The organism is Paenibacillus sp. FSL K6-3182 (genome assembly GCF_037976325.1).
In the GTDB taxonomy this organism is placed as follows: Bacteria; Bacillota; Bacilli; order Paenibacillales; family Paenibacillaceae; genus Pristimantibacillus.
Genome location: NZ_CP150265.1, coordinates 3,044,323 through 3,064,035 on the forward strand (window position 1 = coordinate 3,044,323; position 19,713 = coordinate 3,064,035).

Genomic DNA, 19,713 nt, shown 5'->3' on the forward strand with positions numbered 1-19,713 from the left:
TGTAATATAGGAATGCAAGACGAATGTGCGAGGAGGAAGCGAGATGGAGTCCTTTACGCTTACTCGAAAAGAGATGGCTTGCTTGCTGCTGGCTCTGGACGGAAAGTATAATTTGAAGCCACTGCAAGTGCTGCAAGCCGCATGGACCAAAACGCATCAATGTGATTTGGAGAAAGGCACGGGACTGCCTGCATTTATGTCTACGCTGCTGCCTCCAATTATTGAAAAGCTCATTAAAGGAAATGAGATTAAAGGCTTTTCACTACATGAAATTGCTGCGTTGGGCCAATTAATCGAATATTCGAATCTGTCGATTACCTCCATGCAAAACTGGGTAAAGCGAGATTTCAAACCTTATTTCGATTGTCCGAAAGCTGGGAAAAAATATTCTCTAAACCAAGCTGCGTTATTATTTATTATTGATGATTTAAAGTCAAATCTTGATTTTGAATCCATACGCAAGCTTTTTGAGATCGTATTCAAGAAACCAGAGGATGAAGCAGACGATTTAGTTGGGCCTATTGAATTATATGCATCTTATACTAGTATGTTTGAGGAGCTAGATGCGAATAACGATCAACTGCTCGACATTTCCGGTCATCTGAAGGAAAATCCGCATCAAGATTTATTGACAGAGCATGTCATTCGCTCTTCAGCGAATCAATTTGCAAGCAGATTGCCGAATTTAACAGAAAAACAATGGGAAGCGGTGCGAAATATTTTGCTCGTTGCGGTTATTTCCATCCAAACCTCCTATTTTCATTCGTTAGCAAGGCGTTATTGCAATGCAACCTTATTTTTAGCCACAGAATAAATATGGTTCAAGGGATGACAAACTCACTAAATAGTCCTATACTGGTTTAAGTTGTAAACTACAAAATAGACAAACTGAAAAAGGCAAACTTGTTGAAAGACAAGGACGCAAAGTTATGGGCCTAAGGTGTACGCACTATGGCTGCCAGACCGCCGGAAGGATAATAAGCTAACTGAGCTGTCCGCCTCCTGTGGCTGGATAGCTTTTTTTGTTTTCAGGAGACAGAGGAGAGAGCAAGCAGGATGGTTTTTAAGGATATGATAGAGAGAGCAAAAATACTGTTTAAGAAATTGAGTTTGAAGAAAATAACGAGCAAATTATTGCTTGTTACCGCAATCATCACACTATTTAATGTAGGCTCGGGCGTTTTGATTTATTTTCAAAATCATTCAGTAGCAACCTCAGTCGAAGGTTCAGAGGAATTGCAGCGTGCTGAACGCAATTATCAAGGTATATCGAATAGGCTGCTGAAAGTGATGCTTCTAATGGTAGATGCCATTGAAAATGGCAAAAGCGATGCAACGCTGATCATGAAGGATTTGGAAACGATGCCTGCCAACATCGATGAGTTGGAGAAACAGCTTATCGATATGGATAAGAAATATCCGCCTGCAACGGAAGATGGTCCTTATTATGCGAATCAAGTTAATGTTCTTAAGCTAGCATTAGATAACTTGAAAGTGACGAATACAGACGTGAGTGGATTATCATCAGATGAGAAATCGCTCCGCATAAGCAATCTAATAAGCGTATATACCGTCATTCTAAGTTATTCCAACGATACAATGCACGAGCGTTTGACCGCAGACGCTAACGCGACGCAGAGGCTTCTCGATAAAGACATATCCAGTGCGAACCTTATTGTGCTTATAAATGTCATTTTGCTAGCTATTCTTCCTGCTATTATGATTTTTGTCATCTCACAATCGATTAGAACAGGACTTGTAGGCATTACAAAAAGAATTAAGCAGTATGGCAATAATGATTTTACAAGTCAAGAAAAACTCGTTCGCTCTGACGAATTTGGCGATCTTGACCACGCTTTGGCTAATATGGGCGATCAGCTGCGAGAAACGATTAAAGCTACGCTTGAAGTGAGCGAATCTGTGCTCCACATCTCGAATAATATGGATAATATGATTGGTATTAATCGAAAAGCATCAGAGGATGTAAATGGCCAAGTGGAGCTGGGCAGAAAAGTGTTGCTGTCGCAGTATGACGATGCTTCATCCATTTCGGCAGTTACGGAAGAAATCTCAGCAAGCTCTCAGCAAATTGCTGCGTCGAGTGAATACATAAACAATGATATGCAAAATATGAAGCAATCATCTCATAACGGCACGCAGCAGATGGCTGGCGTGGTCTCGATGGTAAATGAAACAGTAGACCAGTTCTCAAAGCTAACTGAAGCTTTCGAAACGATGAATGAACGATATAACAATGTAGCTAAGTTTTTGAACGGCATTCAGGATTTGAACACACAGACGAATTTGTTGTCACTGAACGCATCCATTGAATCGGCAAGAGCGGGTGAGCATGGCAGAGGGTTCGCAGTAGTCGCTGATGAGATCCGCAAGTTGTCCAGTCAGACCGATATGATCTCGAAGCAGATCACGAAGGAGCTGACACTCATACAGAGCGATGTGGCAGCAAGCAGCCGCACGATCGGCAGCTTCGCGAATGTTATTAACACGACGCGTCAAGCATCTGAAACCGCAAGCAGCACATTCCAAGCATTGGAATCACAAAGCAGCATGCTGTCAGATCAAGTGAGCGAGATTTCTACGGCAATTAGTGAAATTACAACAGGCATGTCTCATATCGTGTCTGCAGTAGACAAGCTATTGACTACGTCTTCAGAAGTGAATGGGAAAATGGAACATATGAGCGAGCTTTCAGTTAAGCAAAATGATATTTCCGATGATTTGCGCACGCTTGCGGAGAAGCTTTCACTTTCCTCGCAGGATTTGAAGGAGAAAGCATCTGTTTTCAAAGTATAAGCAACACAAAATGATAATCGTGTGAGGCAGGCAGCATCCATAGGTTTGGGGTGCTGCCTGCCTCTTTGTGCAAATAAAGAAGGATAAGCGAGTATAATGCCGAATCAATGAATGGAATAGACCAATACAAAACAGATCCACTATGGGAGACAGGATGAGCGAAATGAACTTTCAAGTTAATTTACAAGGGATGATCGAGCTTCTCTCAAAGCATTTATATTCGAGCCCAGGCGTATTCATTAGGGAATTACTACAAAATGGCGTTGATGCGATAACGGCACGCAAACGGCTTGGACATCGTTTTGATGCACGCGTAACAGTTGAAATTTACGGTTCTCGAACGATTGCCGTTCACGATAATGGGATAGGCCTGTCCGAATCCGAAATCCAGCTTTTTTTGGCTCAAATCGGAAGTACCTCCAAGCGTGACGAAATGGATTCAGCAGACGACTATATTGGACAATTTGGCGTGGGTTTGCTGTCCTGCTTCGTAGTGAGCGGCGAAATCGTTGTTATTACCCGCTCCGCTCTAGAAGGCGATACTTTAGAATGGCGCGGGCGGCCAGACGGCACGTACACGATTCGCAAGCTTGAGAAGGATGCTCCAATCGGAACAACCGTGTTTTTGACATGCAAGGAGGGTTACGAGGATTATTACGAATGGGATCGTGTGATGGAGTTAATGAGCCATTATGGTCAGTTCCTACCTGTTCCGATTCATTTGTCCGAAGGGAAAACAGATATTAGGATTAACGAGGAAACTCCTCCGTGGTCCATGAATAGCAGTGATGCGCTCACCTATGGCGAAGATCACTTGTATCAAACCTTCTTGGATGCCATACCTTTAAAATCAGTAATTGGTGAGCTTGAGGGTGTCGCTTATATTCTTCCTTATGCTGTAAGCTTGCAAGCCGAGAAAAAACATAAGGTATATATGAAACGTATGCTGCTTTCCGATCAAGTTAACAATATGCTTCCGGATTGGGCTTTTTTTGTTACGTGTATCATGAATACGAATGGACTTCGACCAACGGCTTCTCGGGAGTCATTTATGGAAAATGAGCTTTTTCATACCGTAAAGGATGAAATTGGCGAAAACATTAAACAGCATATGATTCAGCTTTCAGAATCAAATCCTGTACTATTCGGGAAAATTATTGTTATTCATTCTGCTTCCATTAAAGCGATGGCTGCCGAAGATGATGAGCTTTATCGATTGTTTATCCCTTTCTTGTCGTTTGAGACTTCATTTGGCATGATGAAGATGAGCGAAATATTGGAACAGAACAAACGGATCGTTGTATCTTCAACACTTGATGAATTCCGCCAAGTGGCTCGCGTTGCCAAAGCGCAAAATGTGATGGTTATTAACGGCGGTTATGTCCATGATTTTGAACTTGTACGCAAGCTGCCTGCGCTGGATGAGGATATCGAGGCGTTAGTTCTAGATCCGATTAATTTCTCGAACGTCTTCCAATCCATAACTCCCGCGGAGCATAAAAGCATTCTTTCCTTTCTGGAGCTCTCGGATCAGCTGCTAGCTCCATTTCAATGCAGAAGCGTAGTAAAGCGATTTGAGCCAGTGGATTTGGCTGCTTTATACAATACAAATGATGAAGTGAATTTTCTGAGAATGGCAGAGCAAACGAAAGATGAAGCTAATGATTTGTTCGCAAACATTGTGGATGTTGTCATCCATGAGTTATATGAGGTGCCATATGCGACGATTTGCTACAACTTTAATAATCCGCTTATGCAGAGGGCTATGACCTGTCAGAATGCGGATATGCAGAAGCTAAGCATTGAGACCGTTTATACGCAGGCCTTGCTGCTTGGTCAATATCCTCTTGGCCCTGAGGAGCTGAAGTTAATGAACAAATCGTTTATGCAGGTGCTGGAAATCGGTCTTAGTCAGGCTGGTGATCGAGAGCTATGAAGCAGCGATATGATCAATTGCGAAGCGAGGCATGGAGCTTGCCGCAGGGAAAACAGAAGCTTGCGGTGCTTGAGGAGGCTATTCGGATAGCCGATTTGCATATGACGAAGGAAGACTCCTATTACGCCCGCATGACTTATTCCGAGGCAGCGCTTGATTCGGGCTATGAAGAGCGATTTCTTGTTTCGTTTACCTGGTGCTTAACTCAGTTTGAAAAAGATCCGGCTGCTTATTCGAGCTTCACCCTTATTTGGCACTATAAATGGTTTGTTAATCAAATTTGGCGGTTTCCGCAATTTGGTACGGATCAAATCAATTCGATTTTTAATGATTTTAAGGCAAAATGCTTACAATACGGTCACAGCCTGCGCCCATATTATCAATGTCTTCATCGATACGCGCTATCTCAAGGCGATCATGAGTCGGCTCAAGCAAACTATGAGCTTTGGCGCAAGACGGCTAGAGATGGAATGTCTGATTGCAGCGCCTGTGAGCAAAATGGCTTTGGCTACTATCATTTTACAGTTGGCAGATATCGGCGAGGACTGCAAGCTATGAAGCCTATTATGGATGGTCGAATGACCTGCAAATCCATTCCGCAAAATACGTACAGCCATCTGCTTCTCCCGCTCCTTGAGACGGAGCAAGCAGATGAAGCTGTAAAGATGGCAAAAAAAGGCGCGCGTTTGTTAAAGGGACCTGGTTACTTAAGCGAATATGGGAGCTTCCTTGCTTATTACACAGCAACCGACATTCATAAAGCCGCCAAATGGTTTGAACAAACCGTCCAATATGCGCTGGATACGAGAGTAGGCTGGGATCGGTTGTTGTATATGATTTCAGCTAGAGCATTTCTACAATTGTGGCATGCGAAAAACCGTCGGAGAAAGCTGAATGTTAGCAGCGATATTACGTATGAGATGATTGTAAAGGATACCGAACAATTAGCTGCTGCTTTTGATCTAAGAAACCAAAATCATTATTGCACCGAGCTGCTCAAACAGAAGCTTAAACAAGTTCAAAAACTAAGCCATTTTTAATCCATGTGTTGACGTATAGCAAATGGAAGTGGTTCAATTGAACGATCGACAACAGAGAGGGCAGTGGCAGCTTATGTTTAAACAATTTATGAAAGCATCCAGGCTGAGGGTTCTTCCTGTTATGCTTATTCCCGTGGCGTTAGGTGCGCTGGGGGCTTTTGTGTGGAACGGCATTTTCAATCCTTTATTATTTATCATCACCATAGTTGGGGCAGGAACAGCCCATTTATTTTCTAATATGATCAATGATTTATGGGATTATTATAACGGTACGGATACGGCCGCTCAATCGACGGAAGGGGCAATTGCAACCAACTCTGGCTATTTGACAAAAGGGACGTGGAGCATTCGCACCTTTGCGACCGTAACATGGGCATTATTTGGCATTGCAGCGATTTGCGGCATTATAATTAGTATAACAAGCGGCTGGCCGGTGCTCGTATTTGGCGGGCTTGGGGCGTTAATTGCTTATTTCTATGTAGCTCCGCCGATCCAATTCGGATACCGCGGCAAAGGCTACAGTGAAGTCGCGATTTTGATCTCCTTCGGCATACTGCCTGTCGTAGGCGCTTATTTTGTACAAACCTCAGAATTAGATTCTCGGGCATTTTGGCTATCGCTCCCAATAGGACTTTTGACTACCCTAATATTGTTTAATCACCATTTCCTGCACTGGCAGGCTGATCGTCAAGCAGGGAAAAGAACATTAGTCGTCGTTTGGGGAGAAAAGAGAGCACTCGTTTTCTCGCGCGTTTTGCTTTTTCTCGCCTATATTTCACTTATCCTATGCGTGGTCGTGAAAGCATTGCCTATTTACGGGCTGCTGGCGCTGCCAACAGCGATACCTTTATATTTGGTATACGGCAGGTTATCATCAAATAATGTATCTGCTGCATACGTACCGCTTATGGGTGCCTCGCTGAAAGCAACGATGCGATGCGGTGTGATCTTAATCGTTGCCTTAATCATTCAGGGTCTTATTTAAAACATACAACTTAGAAAGAGGTCAAGGATATGGAGAAGCAATGGACTTTAGGAGATTTTCATACGATTCTAAATGAAGGGGAAGTATGGAAAATCGGCGGTTTTCCGCTGCAAGACGGAACCTTCTGGCAGTACCGAGAGCCAAATGCGGTTGTCATTGTTCGCAATGGACTGCTGTATGTAAGAGCACCGCTTAGCCGCTCGAACGATCAAATTCAAATACTGGATAATGCTAAGCATATGTATTATTCTGCTGAACCTGTTCTTGTACCTGAATCCGGTGAGATCAGCTTTGAGCTACAAATTCGCGCACGTTCGCAAAATACAGCGCCTGATGATCTTTATGATGGTTTCGTTTCTTTGAATCTGCTCGATTTCACGACAGGCGGGGCACTCGACTTTTTTGCGGGAAATGACAAATATGCAAGTGTATATGCCGTTCTTCCTTTTCCAGGAGTAAAGGTGCCGGAGACGGATAAAACGAGATATTTCTGTGTGTTTAAGGAAGACACAAACTTTGCGGCGCGCGAATTTAATACGTACAAAATTACGTACAATCGCACCAATGATGAAGTCGTATTTTTTTTGAATGGCCAAGAAGTGCGGAGAGAGCGTGATGTTCCGGTTAAATTTAACCAATTTATCGTTGCGCTAGGCATTATGACGGAAAAGGATTTGTCGCCGGAGGGCAGCGTGTCGGTGCACGGACAGACTGTGATCGGAGAATGGTCTCCCATTACAATAGAAATTAAAGAGTAAAGTTGTTATGAAGGAGCTGCGTTATGCTATTCGTTCTTATTGCTTTGTGGGCTATTGCAGCCATTATATGGCTCTCCGATCGGCGAGCATCCGTTAATCATTGGTTAGGCGCTGTGGCGTTTAGCGGAGGAGCTGGTGCGCTTGCTGCCGTACTTGACCTGCAATGGCTGCCAGCAGCAGCGGAAGCTGGAATGAATCAAGTAGCGCAGCAGCTTCTTTATCGCTTGCAAGCGTTCTCCTCGTTGACCTCCTACTACGGATTGCCGTATTCCTTTGCATTGTTTGCTATAGCGTACAAACCTGTACGGCTACCAAAACGGCTGCAGCAGCTTATGCCCTTTTTACTGTTAATTCCGATTGTTTTATGTGTTTTGTTTACTCCATTTTATAATACGATGTACCCCATCTCGTTCAAGATTGTCGTATGGTGGGCGGTTCCTTATATTATGTACGGGGCGATACAGGTACTGCTCAAGCGGCAGCTGCATGCCTCTTTTTCTCGCACACACTGGATAATATGTTCAACCGTGCTGCCGCCAGTTATGTTCTGTATGGTCATGAATTACGTATTTCCAAGCTTCGGCATGCTGCGGATGTGGGTCTATAATACTTGGATCATTGGTTTAGCCGTAACTGTATTTGTTATTGCATTATTCACCTATGGCTTCATGGGTGTGCGAGTGAAGATCGATCGCCGCAGATACGATTCTACGTTAAGAGCAGTCACCTCAGGAACTGCCATACTTAATCATGCGATCAAAAACGATGCAGGAAAAATGCGGCTTTTCTCGGAGAAGATGAAAGCTTATGCCATTGAAACCGATCAACAAGAGCTGCTTGCGGATGTTGAAACGGTGCTGAACGCTTCTCGCCATATGCAGGAGATGCTGCAAAGGGTGCATCGTCGAACGGAGGATTTGGTGCTTCGTGTGGAAGTGACCGACATTGCAGCGCTTATCGAGAAGACGATGAAAGGATACGCCCAAAGCCTTGGCAACATCGAGCTGCAAAGCGTGTTAAACGAAGGCTGGAGTTGTCGCATCGATCCCGCGCAGATAAGCGAGGCTTTAGGCAATATAATAGCCAACGCTTTGGAGGCTATGCAAGACAAAGGCGTCCTGTCTATTCTGTTAAGCGAAACCAAAAGAGAGCTTATTATTGAGGTCAGAGACACGGGCCTTGGCATGGACAAGAGTGAGATAACGAAAGTAATGGAGCCGTTCTATACGACCAAAAGCGGCAGTGACACTAATTTTGGACTCGGACTGCCCTATGCGTACCATGTGATGCGCAAGCATAAAGGTATGCTTGGCTTGCGAAGCGTGCCAGGAGCTGGAACATCTGTCTACATGACTTTTCCGAAACGAAATGTTCAAGCCACAAAAATAGATGTACATGTTTCGCAGAGGAGGGAAGCAAATGGATAAAATCAAGGTATGGATCGTCGAGGATGATCGTGATTGGCTGCGCGGCCTTGTCGCTTATTTAAACAAGGAGCAGGATATTGAAGTGGTTTGGACTGCCAGCAGGGCAGACGATGTTAGACAGGCGCTTATGGAAGGGAAGCAGCAGTCTGTGCCTGCAGATGTAGTGCTGATGGATATCATGCTTGACGGAAGGCCGGAAGGCGTTCTGCTCGCTGAGGAGGCGGCAATAGCTACCGGAGGAAGGGTCATCATGCTTACGTCAATGGAGGAGAAGGAGCTTATCTTTCGATCCTTCCAAGCGGGAGCTATCGATTACCAAATCAAATCTGATTTTGAAAGCTTGCCTGAAGCTGTACGCTCGGCATACCGAAGCCAATCCCCCATTAACGCGGCTGTAGCAGAACGGATGCGCGAGGAATTCCGTCGACTGAAGCAGATGGAGCGCGAGTTCGAGGCGAAGAAGCTCGGTGATTTGATTACACCGTCTGAGCTTCAGCTGCTTGATTTAATTGATCAAGGATATACCCAGCCGCAGATTGCCGACAAGCTGGTTGTATCGATTCGTACCGTCAAAAACCATGTTAATCATATATTAAAAAAGCTGAATTTGAGCGGGTCGCGCGAAGCAGCAAATAAAGCCAAAGAGATGGGCTTATTTCATAAGAAAAAGGACGAGGATAGTACCATGTAAAGTTGGTACTATTTTTTTTATGTCATTTTTTACAAAATAGATAGTAGAAGAACGCTTACATCAACAGATTGGAGGCATAACCGATGGATTTTGAAATGTTCTCGGCTGCTCATTTTGGGGCATTGGCGATTCTCGTTGCAGCCATTATCTGCATTATCGTTTTCCGAAAGCGAATGAGAGTTCCTAGAATAAACAAGATGGTACGAATAGGGCTGGCTATTTTGCTAATATGCTGCGAGGTCTCGCTTCAGCTATCTTATATTCTCAATGATAATTGGGGAGTAGGCTCGCTGCCATTTCAGCTTTGCAGCTTAATGCTTTTGATTAGCGCGGTCGTATTGCTTTGGAACCCAAAAAGTCTGTATGATGCTTTATTTTTTCTTGGAAGCATGGGTGCGCTGCAGGCGCTGTTAACCCCCAATTTAGATGAAGCGTTTCCGCATTTTCGTTATTTTCAATTTTTCATCGCACATATAGGTATTGTTAGCGCAGCGCTATTTATCGTCGTAGTAGAACGCTATCGACCGACTTTCTTTTCCGTAGTGAAGGCTCAACTTTGGCTGCATGTATTCGCTATTCCGGCTGCGATTACGAACGTGGCATCGGGTAAAACAAACTTTATGTTTTTAGCTGAAAAACCGGGAACAGCCTCGTTGCTTGATATGCTGGGGCCATGGCCATGGTATTTGCTGCAGCTGGAGCTTATTGCATTTGTAATATTTTTGCTGCTATATGCCGCTGTAAGGCTGCTCGATTGCTTAATATTCGTTAAACCAAGCAGTTCTGCTCAGTAACATCAGAAATGTATTTATTATTTACAGAGAGAAGGTGGGAAAGTGAAAGAGATGCAGGAAATGGTGAATAGACATTGGACTTCACTGCTTGGGGTATTGTTCGTTATGGCTGCTTTTATTACGTTGTTCAAATATTCGATAGATCAAGGCTGGATTACGGAGTCGATGAAAATTGGCTTTGGTATGATATGCGGAGCGGGTGTAGGCGCAGTCGGCTTGAAGCTCGCAAGCCGGCTGCCACACAATCCGATTGGTGAAATCTTGATTGGCATGGCGGCTTGCATTTTGTATGCCACGTTTTCTTTTGCAGGAATTTTTTACCGGCTATGGAACCCAATGACCGTCTTGCTTGGAATGAGTGCAGTAACCATTGGAATATCCGTTTATGCGTATAAGTTTATGTCTCGGCTGCTGATGAATATAGCGATGCTGGGTGGTTTATTATCTCCGCTGCTTATGCGGCCGGAAACAGATCAAGTATTTGCTTTATTCCTTTATCTTCTTGTATTAAATGTTGCCTTCCTATTTCTTAGCATCTCGCGCAATTGGCATGAGCTGCGGTTCATCAGCTTTATCGGATCATGGCTGATGTATATCGTATATTTCATTCATTATAATCCATCGACTGAAGGTTTTTGGAGTATGCCGTTTCGATATGCGCTCGCAGCTTTTCTCTTTTATACAATCGGACTAATGGTCTCTTCATGGAGCAATAAGTTATCCTTTGAGGGAATCGATTTGTATATGAACGCGATAAATGGCATTCTTTTTGGATTTTGGGCACTATTCATTTTGAACGGTGAAGTGGCTTATGGGTACATACTCTCTTTTATCGGAATCGTTTTTTTATTCGGTGGTTTCGTTATTTATATGTTAACAAACAAGATTACGCCATCCTCAGGCGTGTATTTCCTTGGCGGTTTGCTGTTGATTCTCGTGTCGGTAAGCAGCATTGGCGGCGGATATGAGTCAAAGCCTTTAATTACGGTGCTTCTATGGGGCTGCATAGCTGCGATAGCAGCAGCAATCGGCTATGTTAAGCGCTGGATCCTGCTGAGCATCGGCTCGCTCGCTATCTGGTTTGTGGTCGGATGTTATTGGTATGTAGTCACTTGGGACACTCCTCGCGGCGAATGGTTTGGGATGTACATCCCGTTTCTGAATTGGGGGGCTGTTGCTTGGATGGTGCTGGCTGCACTGGGTTTCTTTTTTTCTAGAAAGCTTGTCGTTCCTCAGTTCGCTGATCAAGCGAATCGGATGCTTGCCCGTGTGTATGCACTGTTATCCCATCTCATCGTCGGCGGATTGCTGACAAGGCAAATTGAAAATATTTTCACAGAATATATGTATGATTCCGCTTCAAGTTATTTAGGTTTGGCTTTGTCTGTTTCTTGGGGCTGCTATGCATTGCTGCTAATTTTGTGGGGTGTTTATTATCGCGAGCTGCTGTTTCGTGCATTCGGTTCAGCGGTACTTGTTATCGTTGCAATTAAAGCGATATTTATGGATTTAAGCGGGCAAGAGGCACTTTACAAGGTGGGTGTACTGTTAATACTAGGAGCGATTTCGTTTTTTATTACGTGGATAAATAGCAAATGGCGTGTTAAGAATGGAGAAATTAATGGCAAAGGTGAAGAGGCTGTCACTGAATCATAATTAAGAACGCAGGGGGAATAATGAACCTGTTGGTCTTGACAAGTGTACTCCAATACAATAAAGTTACTTACGTAAAGTAATTAAATTTATTTGGATTTGTAACTGCCTTTTAAGGCGGATACTTAGTTCACAGATGGAAGACACACAACATGTGAGAGGCAGGAGAAAAAATGACATCACAAGCTTTTTTGGAAGCAGTAAGTAAAAGACGCTCGATCTACGGCATTAGCAAGGAGGCCGTTATCTCCGATGACAAAATTGTAGAATTGGTACATGAAGCGGTCAAGCATACTCCATCATCATTTAATTCACAAAGCACTCGTGTAGTTGTATTGCTTGGTGAAAATCATGATAAATTGTGGGATATTACGACGAATACGCTTCGCAATATGATTGCAGCAGATCAATTCGAGGCAACTGAGCAAAAAATGGGCGCTTTCAAAAGCGGATACGGTACCGTATTGTTTTTTGAAGATAAACAAGTCGTTGACGGCTTGATGGCCAACTTCCCAGCATATGCTCACAACTTCCCGATCTGGTCGCAGCATACTTCAGGCATGCATCAATTTGTAATATGGACGGCGCTTGAGAATGAAGGTTTCGGCGCTTCGCTTCAGCACTACAATCCACTTATTGATGAAGAAGTAAAAACGACATGGTCATTGCCGGATTCTTGGCAGCTTGTTGCTCAAATGCCATTTGGCAAACCAACAGCAGCTCCAGGCGAAAAAACGTATCAACCGATTGATGAGCGTGTGAAAGTATTTAAATAAGCACTATATTATATAATAGCTTTGAGCCAAAGATCGTTCCTATTTATAGGGGCGATCTTTTTTTATGCCGTATGAACACTGTCTATGAATTTATAGTTAACAGCTGCCATAAGCGCTATAATAAAAAAAGATTTAAAGCGACAGCATGATGCAACGATAGGAGATAACGAGTGATTAAAGCGGTCTATTTTGATTTGGACGATACCTTGTACGATCAGCTTCAGCCTTTTCGGCTTGCTGCTCAGGGTACTGACTTGGAAAAACATGTCATGGGGAGCTTTCCTATAGAAGATGTGTACAAACGTATCAGAAGACACAGTGATCGTTTATGGGAGCAGCATGCAAGAGGTGAATTATCACTTGAGGAGCTTCGCATCCAGCGGACGGTATCGGCGTTCTCTGATATTGGCCTAGCTGTGTCGAGCGAGGCAGCCGTGCAGCTGCAGCGGAACTACGAGCAGGAGCAATTGCAGATTAAGCTCCGAGCAAATACTGCTGAGCTGTTCGAGCAGCTGGAAGCTAGAGGCATGCAAATTGGCTTGATTACGAATGGTCCGGTAGAGCATCAAATGAGCAAAATTAGATCATTATCCCTATTATCATGGATAAATGAAGAGCACATATTCATTTCAGATGGCATGGGTATTGCTAAGCCTAATAGAGAAGTCTTTCAGCATGTTCAGCAGCAATCCGGTTACAGACCGGAACAGCTTATTTATGTAGGCGATGCATGGCATAACGATATCAAACCATCCTTTCTTGCTGGCTGGACGCCTATTTGGCTGAATCCCAGAAAGCAGCTGCCTCTTGCAGAGGATGGGCATGTGAAATATTTGGAGTGTCAATCGATAAAACAGGTAATGCCGCTCATTGAAAGGATTCATGAGGGGAAACTGGCTGTTTGCTCTAAAAACATGTACAATTAAAACCGATATACTTAAAGTACACGTAACAAACTTACATAATGATTCAGCTAGGAGGATATGATGAGTATTGACCCTCGGATAATCAAAACATTATTGCAGCTTCAGCTTTCACCAAATGTAAATTTACAAGCAGCTACTAATCCGTTGCAAGCGACAACAGGCGATGGCTCGGCATCCTTATTTGATACTCTTTTATCCCAATATATGACCGATACTTCTTCTGAAAATAATACATTGGCGCAAGTCATGCCAGCAGATGCGCTCGCGCAGCTGAGTTCACTTAGCGGCATGCCTAACCTGTCGTTTAGCAGTCAAGGCGTGTCTAACAGCTCTCCATCTGCTTATGACGAGCTTATTCAACAGGCATCAGCCAAATATGGCGTAGATTCTTCATTAATTCAAGCGGTAATCAAAACCGAATCCGGCTTTCAAGCAGATGCTCAGTCAGGTTCTGGCGCTAAGGGCCTTATGCAGCTAATGGACGGAACAGCAAGAGGTCTAGGCGTTAGCAACTCCTTTGATCCCGCGCAAAACATTGATGGCGGCACTAAATATTTATCGATGCTGTTAAACAAGTATAATGGACATGAGCAGGTTGCGCTGGCTGCGTACAATGCAGGACCGGGGCGAGTGGACCGTGCAGGAATAAAAACGAACGAGCAGCTAATAGAAAATCTTGAAGCGTTGCCGGAAGAGACGCAGCGCTATGTTGCCAAGGTGCTTCAGGCCAAGTAGAACGACAGCAATAAGATCACGATTTAGCGATCCGTCATGCAGGCGGGAGCAATCGATGATCTTTTTCTTTTTGAAAAGGAGACAAATCGAAAATGTTATATTTTGATCATTGTGCTTCAACACCACCGTATGAAGAGGTGGTGCAGACCATGATGGAAGTGATGAAGTCGCAGTATGCGAACCCTTCCTCGCTGCATCGTGCAGGTACTGACGCTGACAAGTTAATTGAACGCTCGCGTGCTGTTCTAGCCGAGCAGATGCAAACCTCTAAGGGGAAATGGGTATTTACTTCCGGCGGTACAGAGTCAAATAATATAGCGATAAAGGGTGCTGCTCGTCAGTACGCTGGACGAGGCAAACATTTGATAACGACACAAATTGAGCATGCCTCCGTATACGAATCTTTTGCGCAGCTGGAGCAAGAAGGCTTCAAAGTCACCTATTTGCCAGTGGGCAGATCGGGTCATGTAGAGCTTGAGCAATTGGAAGCGGCAATTACTGTGGAAACGATTCTCGTTAGCGTGATGCATATCAACAACGAGATCGGCTCCATTCAGCCAATCGAGAACATTGCAAAGTTGCTTAAACGATATCCGAAGGTCATCTTGCATGTCGATGCCGTTCAGAGTATTGGGAAGCTGCCGATTCATTTGGAAAACTTCGGCATCGATTTGCTTAGCGGTTCGGCGCATAAGCTTCGTGGTCCCAAAGGCGTAGGTTATTTGTACGTGCGTGATGGCATTACGCTGTCCCCTTTGTTTAGTGGCGGCTCCCAGGAGTATGGGCATCGCGCTGGAACACAAAACGTACCCGCTATCGTTGCGTCAGCGAAGGCATTGCGCATGTCGCTTGCTTCAATGGAGCAAAGATCAAAACGATTGAAAGTGCTCAAACAGCAGCTTTTAACGCATATTGAGCAAATTCCAGAGCTTAAGCTGAACGGGGCGGAGCCGTCAGCTTCCCATATTATACATTTCTCCTATCCGGGCATGAAGCCAGAGGTTGTCATCCATATGTTAGAGCAACGTGGTATAATGGCTTCAACGAAATCGGCATGTTCTTCTAAGGATGACAAGCCGAGCCGCGTGCTTCTTGCCATCGGTGCAAGTCATGAGCAGGCGAGCAGCGGCATTCGGATTAGTCTCGGAGACGAACATGAAGAGCAGGATATTGCAGCCTTAGGAGCCGCACTGCGTCATGTTGTCGCACAACTTAAGCCGCTTGAGAGGAGATTGACTTAATTTTGCTTTATGATCAGATCGTGCTCCGTTATGGAGATTTAATGGTAAAAGGAAGAAATCGGAACAAATTCGAGAAACGAATGCTTGATCAAGTAAAGCAGGCATTAATTTCTTATGATAATATTACTTATTTCAAATCGTTTGGTCGTCTTTATATCAAGCTGAATGGACATCCCTATGAGCCTATAGCTGATCGCTTGAAGGACTTGTTCGGCATCGTTTCTTTAAGTCCAGTTGTCAGCACAGAGGCTGATCTTGAGAAAATAAGAGCAGCTGCGCTAGCTCTTATGCAAGCTTTGCCAGAGCAGCCAAAAACGTTCAAGGTGAGCGCGAAACGTGCTTGGAAAGAGTTTCCTCATAATTCGCAGGAAATGAATCATTTGGTGGGCGGACATGTTCTGCGTGCGATGCCGGGACTTAAAGTTAACGTCAGCAAGCCGGAAATTGAGCTGCGGGTGGATATTCAAGCGGAAGCTACTTACATCTTCTACGATGTCATCACTGGCGCTGGCGGATTTCCGTTTGCATCGAATGGCAAAGCTATGTTATTGCTCTCCGGGGGCATAGATAGTCCTGTAGCGGGCTGGCTGGCACTGCGTAAAGGCCTTGAAGTGGAGGCAGTGCATTTCCATAGCTACCCATTCACGAGCGAGCAGGCTAAAGATAAGGTAATTGCGCTTGCAAAGCGATTATCCTATTTCAGCGGGGAGCCGATTAAGCTTCATCTTGTGCCGTTTACCGAAATTCAAACTACGCTAGTACAAGCGAAGAGCGATAATCTGATCATTACATTAATGAGAAGGGCGATGCTTCGGATCACAGAGCAGCTGGCAGAACGCAATGGGGCAAACGGTATCGTTACTGGCGAGAGCTTGGGGCAGGTTGCGAGCCAGACGCTGCCGAGCATGAATGTCATTGGTCGAGCAACAGATCTGCCGCAGCTTAAGCCGTTAATTATGATGGACAAGCATGAAATTATTCGGATGGCGGAGAGAATCGGAACGTTCGAAACGTCGATTTTGCCATATGAGGATTGCTGTACGTTATTTTTGCCGAAATCGCCAAGTACGAATCCGAATCTTCGTATCGTTGAGAAGATTGAGGCTCTAATTCCTAATTATAATCAATTGCTCACTGCCGCTGTTGACGGTACGGAGGAAGTTTTATTGTCACCGCAGCTTCAAACTGCTGCCCAAACCGCTGGAGAGGATAGCTGGTTTTAATTACGAATGAAGAAGCTTTGCAGGTATATGGTTCCTGCGGGACTGACCCTCATTTGTCAGACAGGGATTAAAATACCTTTCAAGTTTAAACGGCCAGTCGCCTGTAATCAATCGGCGACTGGTTATTTAGTTTCGTTTGAATACGAATTGCGTTAGCACATCTATTTGTTGCTTTAAGAACCGATTCTCCGCCTTTATTTGCTCCAGTTCCGAGGTGAACTCGGGTCCTTTACCGTAGCTGTATTGTTTGCCAGCAGGCTGCTCTAAACGGTTTAACTCGCCGCTACGATACCATCGCATCCAAGTCTTCACTTGCGTTTCATTTTGTATGTTGAGTTGCTCCTTTACCTCCTTAACTGGTATGCCTGCTATTCTCAATTCAATAGCTTTCATTTTTGTTTCCACTGGGCAACTTACTCTTGTTGCCAACGTAAAAACACCTCCAAGGTTGTCTCCATATCTTACGACATGGTTGCATTTTCTTGAAGGTGTTTTGATTTGTCTCACGTTATGGTCAGTCCCTTGCTGGATGCAACTACACAACGGCTTTTCAATGTTCTCCCTTAGTGGAATCGCTATTTAATTGTTCTGCCTTTTGTTTTTTGCCTTTATTGGTCAATAATCCAGCTGCGATTGTAAGAATAATGACTACGATAACAAAGGACCAGAAGAGGAGTTGATTCTCGAAAAATGCTTTAAACGATTTTTCATGTGTGATCATCTTCGCAGCGGTATATGCAAGAACCGCTGAGCCTAGATAAACGATCCAATTATAGCGATTGATTAGTTTGATGAATATCGTACTGCCCCATACAACGACTGGTACGCTGATGAGAAGCCCAAGAATAACGAGCAAAGTGTTCCCGTGGGCTGCGCCTGCAACTGCGATTACGTTGTCAAGTCCCATTGCCGCATCGGCAATAATGATTGTACGTATCGACTGCCAAAGGGTATTGCCTGATTTGATGCCATCATGTGCATCATCCTGTACGAGAAGCTTGTATGCGATCCAAACGAGGAGAAGTCCTCCAACAAGATTAAGCCAAGGAACGTTTAGAAGCTGAACAACAAGCAAGGTGGCAATGATTCGTATGCTAATCGCTCCAACCGTTCCCCATATAACGGCTTTCTTCTGCTGTTCCTTAGGTAGGTTTCGTGCTGCCATCCCAATAACAATGGCGTTGTCACCAGCCAATATAAGGTCGATAAAAACGATGGTCAGCAGGGCGGAGAAAAACTCGACAGAGAATAGTTCCATAAGTCATTTCCACCTTCCATAAAAAGGAATATCTTGAAGTCTACAATAAATACGCTGCGCAGTGAAGAGGGATTCAAAAATTTTTATGGACATATTCCTCACAGCTTGTTCATACAGCTGATTAGAGGGGGGATGTGACTTGGACAGCCTGATTATATTTATCGAAATCGTCTTAATTAATGTATTGCTGAGCGGAGATAACGCCATTGTGATTGCAATGGCTAGCGGCCAACTTCCGCCAGAGCAGCGTAAACGGGCTGTATGGTGGGGTGCAATGGCTGCTGTAGGCTTAAGATGCGTATTGACCGTCGTAGCGATTAAACTGCTTCAGGTGCCTTTTTTACAAGCCGTAGGAGCTTTGCTATTGTTTTACATAGCGGTTAAGCTGCTTGCAGAGGCAGGCGGCAATCAAGATATGCATACGGTGAAAAAAGCAAAAACGATTGGTCAAGCGATATGGACAATTGTTGTAGCTGATTTCATTATGAGTCTTGATAATGTTCTCGCTATTGCAGCGGTAGCAGATGGAGATATTGTACTTATTTTGCTCGGAATTGCGCTCAGCATACCTATGATTATTTGGGGAAGCCAAATGCTGGGAACGCTCCTTCAGAAATTTCCTGCTCTTTCCTATATTGGGGCAGCTTTACTCGCTTATGCTGCAGGTGGAATGCTAATGCATGACCCTGGCATGAATGATTTGCTGTTTCATGGGTCAAAAACGCTTGCTGAAGCCATTCCTTTGCTCTGTGTTCCGCTTGTCATTGTACTCGCAATTGTCAAAAAAAAGGCTGTTTTATAAGGATTATGACGCGCTCCGTTCACGCAAAATAATGCGGGACGGTTTTTTTTTTGTTAAGACCCTCGCAACGTACTGGTATTTTTGCCTCAGTTCCTATAAACTAATATAGATAAAAACTGTCGTCTTTCGTCAACATATGCGAAAGGCGCTGTAAGGAGCGGAACGCGAATGCCTAATAACAAATATTCCGCTGGAATCATTTTGCTGTTAGCCGGGGTCGTTATTTTGTTGGGCAAGTTAGGTGTATTCAGCTTTCTGGGCGCAATCTTCTGGCCGCTGCTCGTCTTAATTCCCGGCGTGCTTCTGCATGTTCTCTACTTCGGCAGATTAGTTCCGGCGGTCGTGCTCGTCCCAGGCGGAATGCTCGTCGTATATGCCCTGCTGTTTGTCGTTTGCAACCTTTTTGGATGGGATAGTATGAAATATTTGTGGCCGCTGTTTATCTTTGGAGTGGCAGCTGGTCTTTACGAATATTATTTGTTCGGTTCATCCAGACCGCGTGTTGTACTCACGGCATCGATTGCGCTTGCTGCCGCATCGGCTGTGTTTGTCATTCTTGTGCTTTTGTGGAGCTGGGGGATTTATGCGATTGCTGTTGCGTTAATTGCAGCAGGTGTTTGGATGATGCTAAGCAAACGCAAGCGTTGGTAAAAG

At 44.4% G+C, this 19,713-nt stretch carries 18 protein-coding genes, 1 pseudogene and 1 riboswitch; of the genes and pseudogenes, 17 read left to right on the forward strand and 2 right to left on the reverse strand.

Going from position 1 to position 19,713, the window contains the following annotated elements; translation table 11 throughout:
* The first annotated feature begins 43 nt into the window (after nucleotides 1–43).
* From MHH56_RS13015 to thiI, 15 genes are all read left to right on the forward strand, one after another.
* Nucleotides 44–814: a DUF1836 domain-containing protein gene (locus tag MHH56_RS13015; protein ID WP_339208676.1), complete on the forward strand. Its 771-nt coding sequence runs from the start codon at nucleotides 44–46 to the stop codon at nucleotides 812–814.
* Between the two features lie 72 nt (nucleotides 815–886).
* A riboswitch (cyclic di-GMP riboswitch) is annotated at nucleotides 887–971 on the forward strand.
* 85 nt (nucleotides 972–1,056) lie between these two features.
* Complete coding sequence (locus MHH56_RS13020) at nucleotides 1,057–2,814, forward strand: methyl-accepting chemotaxis protein (protein WP_339208678.1); 1,758 nt, start codon at nucleotides 1,057–1,059, stop codon at nucleotides 2,812–2,814.
* A gap of 163 nt (nucleotides 2,815–2,977) precedes the next feature.
* Nucleotides 2,978–4,750 carry an HSP90 family protein gene (locus tag MHH56_RS13025; protein WP_339208680.1) on the forward strand — a complete coding sequence of 591 codons (1,773 nt, stop codon included), beginning with the start codon at nucleotides 2,978–2,980 and terminating at the stop codon, nucleotides 4,748–4,750.
* The gene (locus tag MHH56_RS13030; RefSeq protein ID WP_339208682.1) at nucleotides 4,747–5,790 is read left to right on the forward strand and encodes a hypothetical protein; all 1,044 of its coding nucleotides are present in this window, start codon (nucleotides 4,747–4,749) and stop codon (nucleotides 5,788–5,790) included. Before MHH56_RS13025 ends, MHH56_RS13030 begins: the two co-directional genes overlap by 4 nt.
* A 73-nt stretch (nucleotides 5,791–5,863) precedes the next feature.
* A complete protein-coding gene (locus MHH56_RS13035; RefSeq protein ID WP_339209583.1) occupies nucleotides 5,864–6,775 on the forward strand; it encodes a prenyltransferase in 912 nt (303 codons plus the stop codon).
* A 29-nt stretch (nucleotides 6,776–6,804) separates the two neighbouring features.
* Nucleotides 6,805–7,533 (forward strand): DUF6081 family protein, encoded by a 729-nt coding sequence (locus MHH56_RS13040; protein ID WP_339208684.1) that lies wholly within the window; start codon nucleotides 6,805–6,807, stop codon nucleotides 7,531–7,533.
* 23 nt (nucleotides 7,534–7,556) lie between these two features.
* Entirely contained in the window at nucleotides 7,557–8,960 is a 1,404-nt protein-coding gene (locus tag MHH56_RS13045; protein WP_339208686.1) for a HAMP domain-containing sensor histidine kinase, read from the forward strand.
* The gene (locus MHH56_RS13050; protein ID WP_339208687.1) at nucleotides 8,953–9,651 is read left to right on the forward strand and encodes a response regulator transcription factor; all 699 of its coding nucleotides are present in this window, start codon (nucleotides 8,953–8,955) and stop codon (nucleotides 9,649–9,651) included. Before MHH56_RS13045 ends, MHH56_RS13050 begins: the two co-directional genes overlap by 8 nt.
* 83 nt (nucleotides 9,652–9,734) lie before the next feature.
* The gene (locus tag MHH56_RS13055; protein ID WP_339208688.1) at nucleotides 9,735–10,445 is read left to right on the forward strand and encodes a TIGR02206 family membrane protein; all 711 of its coding nucleotides are present in this window, start codon (nucleotides 9,735–9,737) and stop codon (nucleotides 10,443–10,445) included.
* Nucleotides 10,446–10,496: 51 nt separating this feature from the next.
* A complete protein-coding gene (locus tag MHH56_RS13060) occupies nucleotides 10,497–12,101 on the forward strand; it encodes a DUF2339 domain-containing protein (protein WP_339209584.1) in 1,605 nt (534 codons plus the stop codon).
* A gap of 170 nt (nucleotides 12,102–12,271) precedes the next feature.
* Nucleotides 12,272–12,874: a nitroreductase family protein gene (locus tag MHH56_RS13065; RefSeq protein WP_339208690.1), complete on the forward strand. Its 603-nt coding sequence runs from the start codon at nucleotides 12,272–12,274 to the stop codon at nucleotides 12,872–12,874.
* Between the two features lie 170 nt (nucleotides 12,875–13,044).
* Complete coding sequence (locus MHH56_RS13070; protein WP_339208691.1) at nucleotides 13,045–13,800, forward strand: HAD family hydrolase; 756 nt, start codon at nucleotides 13,045–13,047, stop codon at nucleotides 13,798–13,800.
* Nucleotides 13,801–13,857: 57 nt separating this feature from the next.
* The gene (locus MHH56_RS13075) at nucleotides 13,858–14,535 is read left to right on the forward strand and encodes a lytic transglycosylase domain-containing protein (protein WP_339208693.1); all 678 of its coding nucleotides are present in this window, start codon (nucleotides 13,858–13,860) and stop codon (nucleotides 14,533–14,535) included.
* Between the two features lie 92 nt (nucleotides 14,536–14,627).
* Nucleotides 14,628–15,776, forward strand: coding sequence for a cysteine desulfurase family protein (locus tag MHH56_RS13080; RefSeq protein WP_339208694.1), 1,149 nt, complete (start codon nucleotides 14,628–14,630; stop codon nucleotides 15,774–15,776).
* Between the two features lie 2 nt (nucleotides 15,777–15,778).
* On the forward strand, nucleotides 15,779–16,999 hold the full coding sequence (gene thiI / locus MHH56_RS13085) for a tRNA uracil 4-sulfurtransferase ThiI (RefSeq protein WP_339208696.1): 1,221 nt from the start codon (nucleotides 15,779–15,781) through the stop codon (nucleotides 16,997–16,999).
* Nucleotides 17,000–17,152: 153 nt separating this feature from the next.
* Here the strand turns inward: thiI and MHH56_RS13090 are convergent.
* Nucleotides 17,153–17,428 (reverse strand): annotated as a pseudogene (locus tag MHH56_RS13090) (helix-turn-helix domain-containing protein); the annotation flags it as partial.
* A 121-nt stretch (nucleotides 17,429–17,549) separates the two neighbouring features.
* The gene (locus MHH56_RS13095; RefSeq protein WP_339208698.1) at nucleotides 17,550–18,257 is read right to left on the reverse strand and encodes a TerC family protein; all 708 of its coding nucleotides are present in this window, start codon (nucleotides 18,255–18,257) and stop codon (nucleotides 17,550–17,552) included.
* Between the two features lie 139 nt (nucleotides 18,258–18,396).
* Here MHH56_RS13095 and MHH56_RS13100 point away from each other — a divergent pair, with 139 nt between their 5' ends.
* Together MHH56_RS13100 and MHH56_RS13105 are read left to right on the forward strand one after the other, a co-directional pair.
* Complete coding sequence (locus MHH56_RS13100; RefSeq protein ID WP_076268134.1) at nucleotides 18,397–19,059, forward strand: TerC family protein; 663 nt, start codon at nucleotides 18,397–18,399, stop codon at nucleotides 19,057–19,059.
* Between the two features lie 168 nt (nucleotides 19,060–19,227).
* Complete coding sequence (locus MHH56_RS13105) at nucleotides 19,228–19,710, forward strand: hypothetical protein (RefSeq protein WP_054027942.1); 483 nt, start codon at nucleotides 19,228–19,230, stop codon at nucleotides 19,708–19,710.
* Nucleotides 19,711–19,713: the final 3 nt, after the last annotated feature.

Coding starts and splice junctions, on each gene's coding strand:
- MHH56_RS13055 (WP_339208688.1), top strand. CDS start 9,735: ATGGATTTTGAAATGTTCTCGGCTGCTCATTTTGGGGCATTGGCGATT.
- MHH56_RS13020 (WP_339208678.1), top strand. CDS start 1,057: ATGGTTTTTAAGGATATGATAGAGAGAGCAAAAATACTGTTTAAGAAA.
- MHH56_RS13035 (WP_339209583.1), top strand. CDS start 5,864: ATGTTTAAACAATTTATGAAAGCATCCAGGCTGAGGGTTCTTCCTGTT.
- MHH56_RS13080 (WP_339208694.1), top strand. CDS start 14,628: ATGTTATATTTTGATCATTGTGCTTCAACACCACCGTATGAAGAGGTG.
- MHH56_RS13095 (WP_339208698.1), bottom strand. CDS start 18,257: ATGGAACTATTCTCTGTCGAGTTTTTCTCCGCCCTGCTGACCATCGTT.
- MHH56_RS13060 (WP_339209584.1), top strand. CDS start 10,497: ATGCAGGAAATGGTGAATAGACATTGGACTTCACTGCTTGGGGTATTG.
- MHH56_RS13015 (WP_339208676.1), top strand. CDS start 44: ATGGAGTCCTTTACGCTTACTCGAAAAGAGATGGCTTGCTTGCTGCTG.
- MHH56_RS13040 (WP_339208684.1), top strand. CDS start 6,805: ATGGAGAAGCAATGGACTTTAGGAGATTTTCATACGATTCTAAATGAA.
- MHH56_RS13075 (WP_339208693.1), top strand. CDS start 13,858: ATGATGAGTATTGACCCTCGGATAATCAAAACATTATTGCAGCTTCAG.
- MHH56_RS13045 (WP_339208686.1), top strand. CDS start 7,557: ATGCTATTCGTTCTTATTGCTTTGTGGGCTATTGCAGCCATTATATGG.
- MHH56_RS13105 (WP_054027942.1), top strand. CDS start 19,228: ATGCCTAATAACAAATATTCCGCTGGAATCATTTTGCTGTTAGCCGGG.
- MHH56_RS13065 (WP_339208690.1), top strand. CDS start 12,272: ATGACATCACAAGCTTTTTTGGAAGCAGTAAGTAAAAGACGCTCGATC.
- MHH56_RS13025 (WP_339208680.1), top strand. CDS start 2,978: ATGAACTTTCAAGTTAATTTACAAGGGATGATCGAGCTTCTCTCAAAG.
- MHH56_RS13050 (WP_339208687.1), top strand. CDS start 8,953: ATGGATAAAATCAAGGTATGGATCGTCGAGGATGATCGTGATTGGCTG.
- MHH56_RS13030 (WP_339208682.1), top strand. CDS start 4,747: ATGAAGCAGCGATATGATCAATTGCGAAGCGAGGCATGGAGCTTGCCG.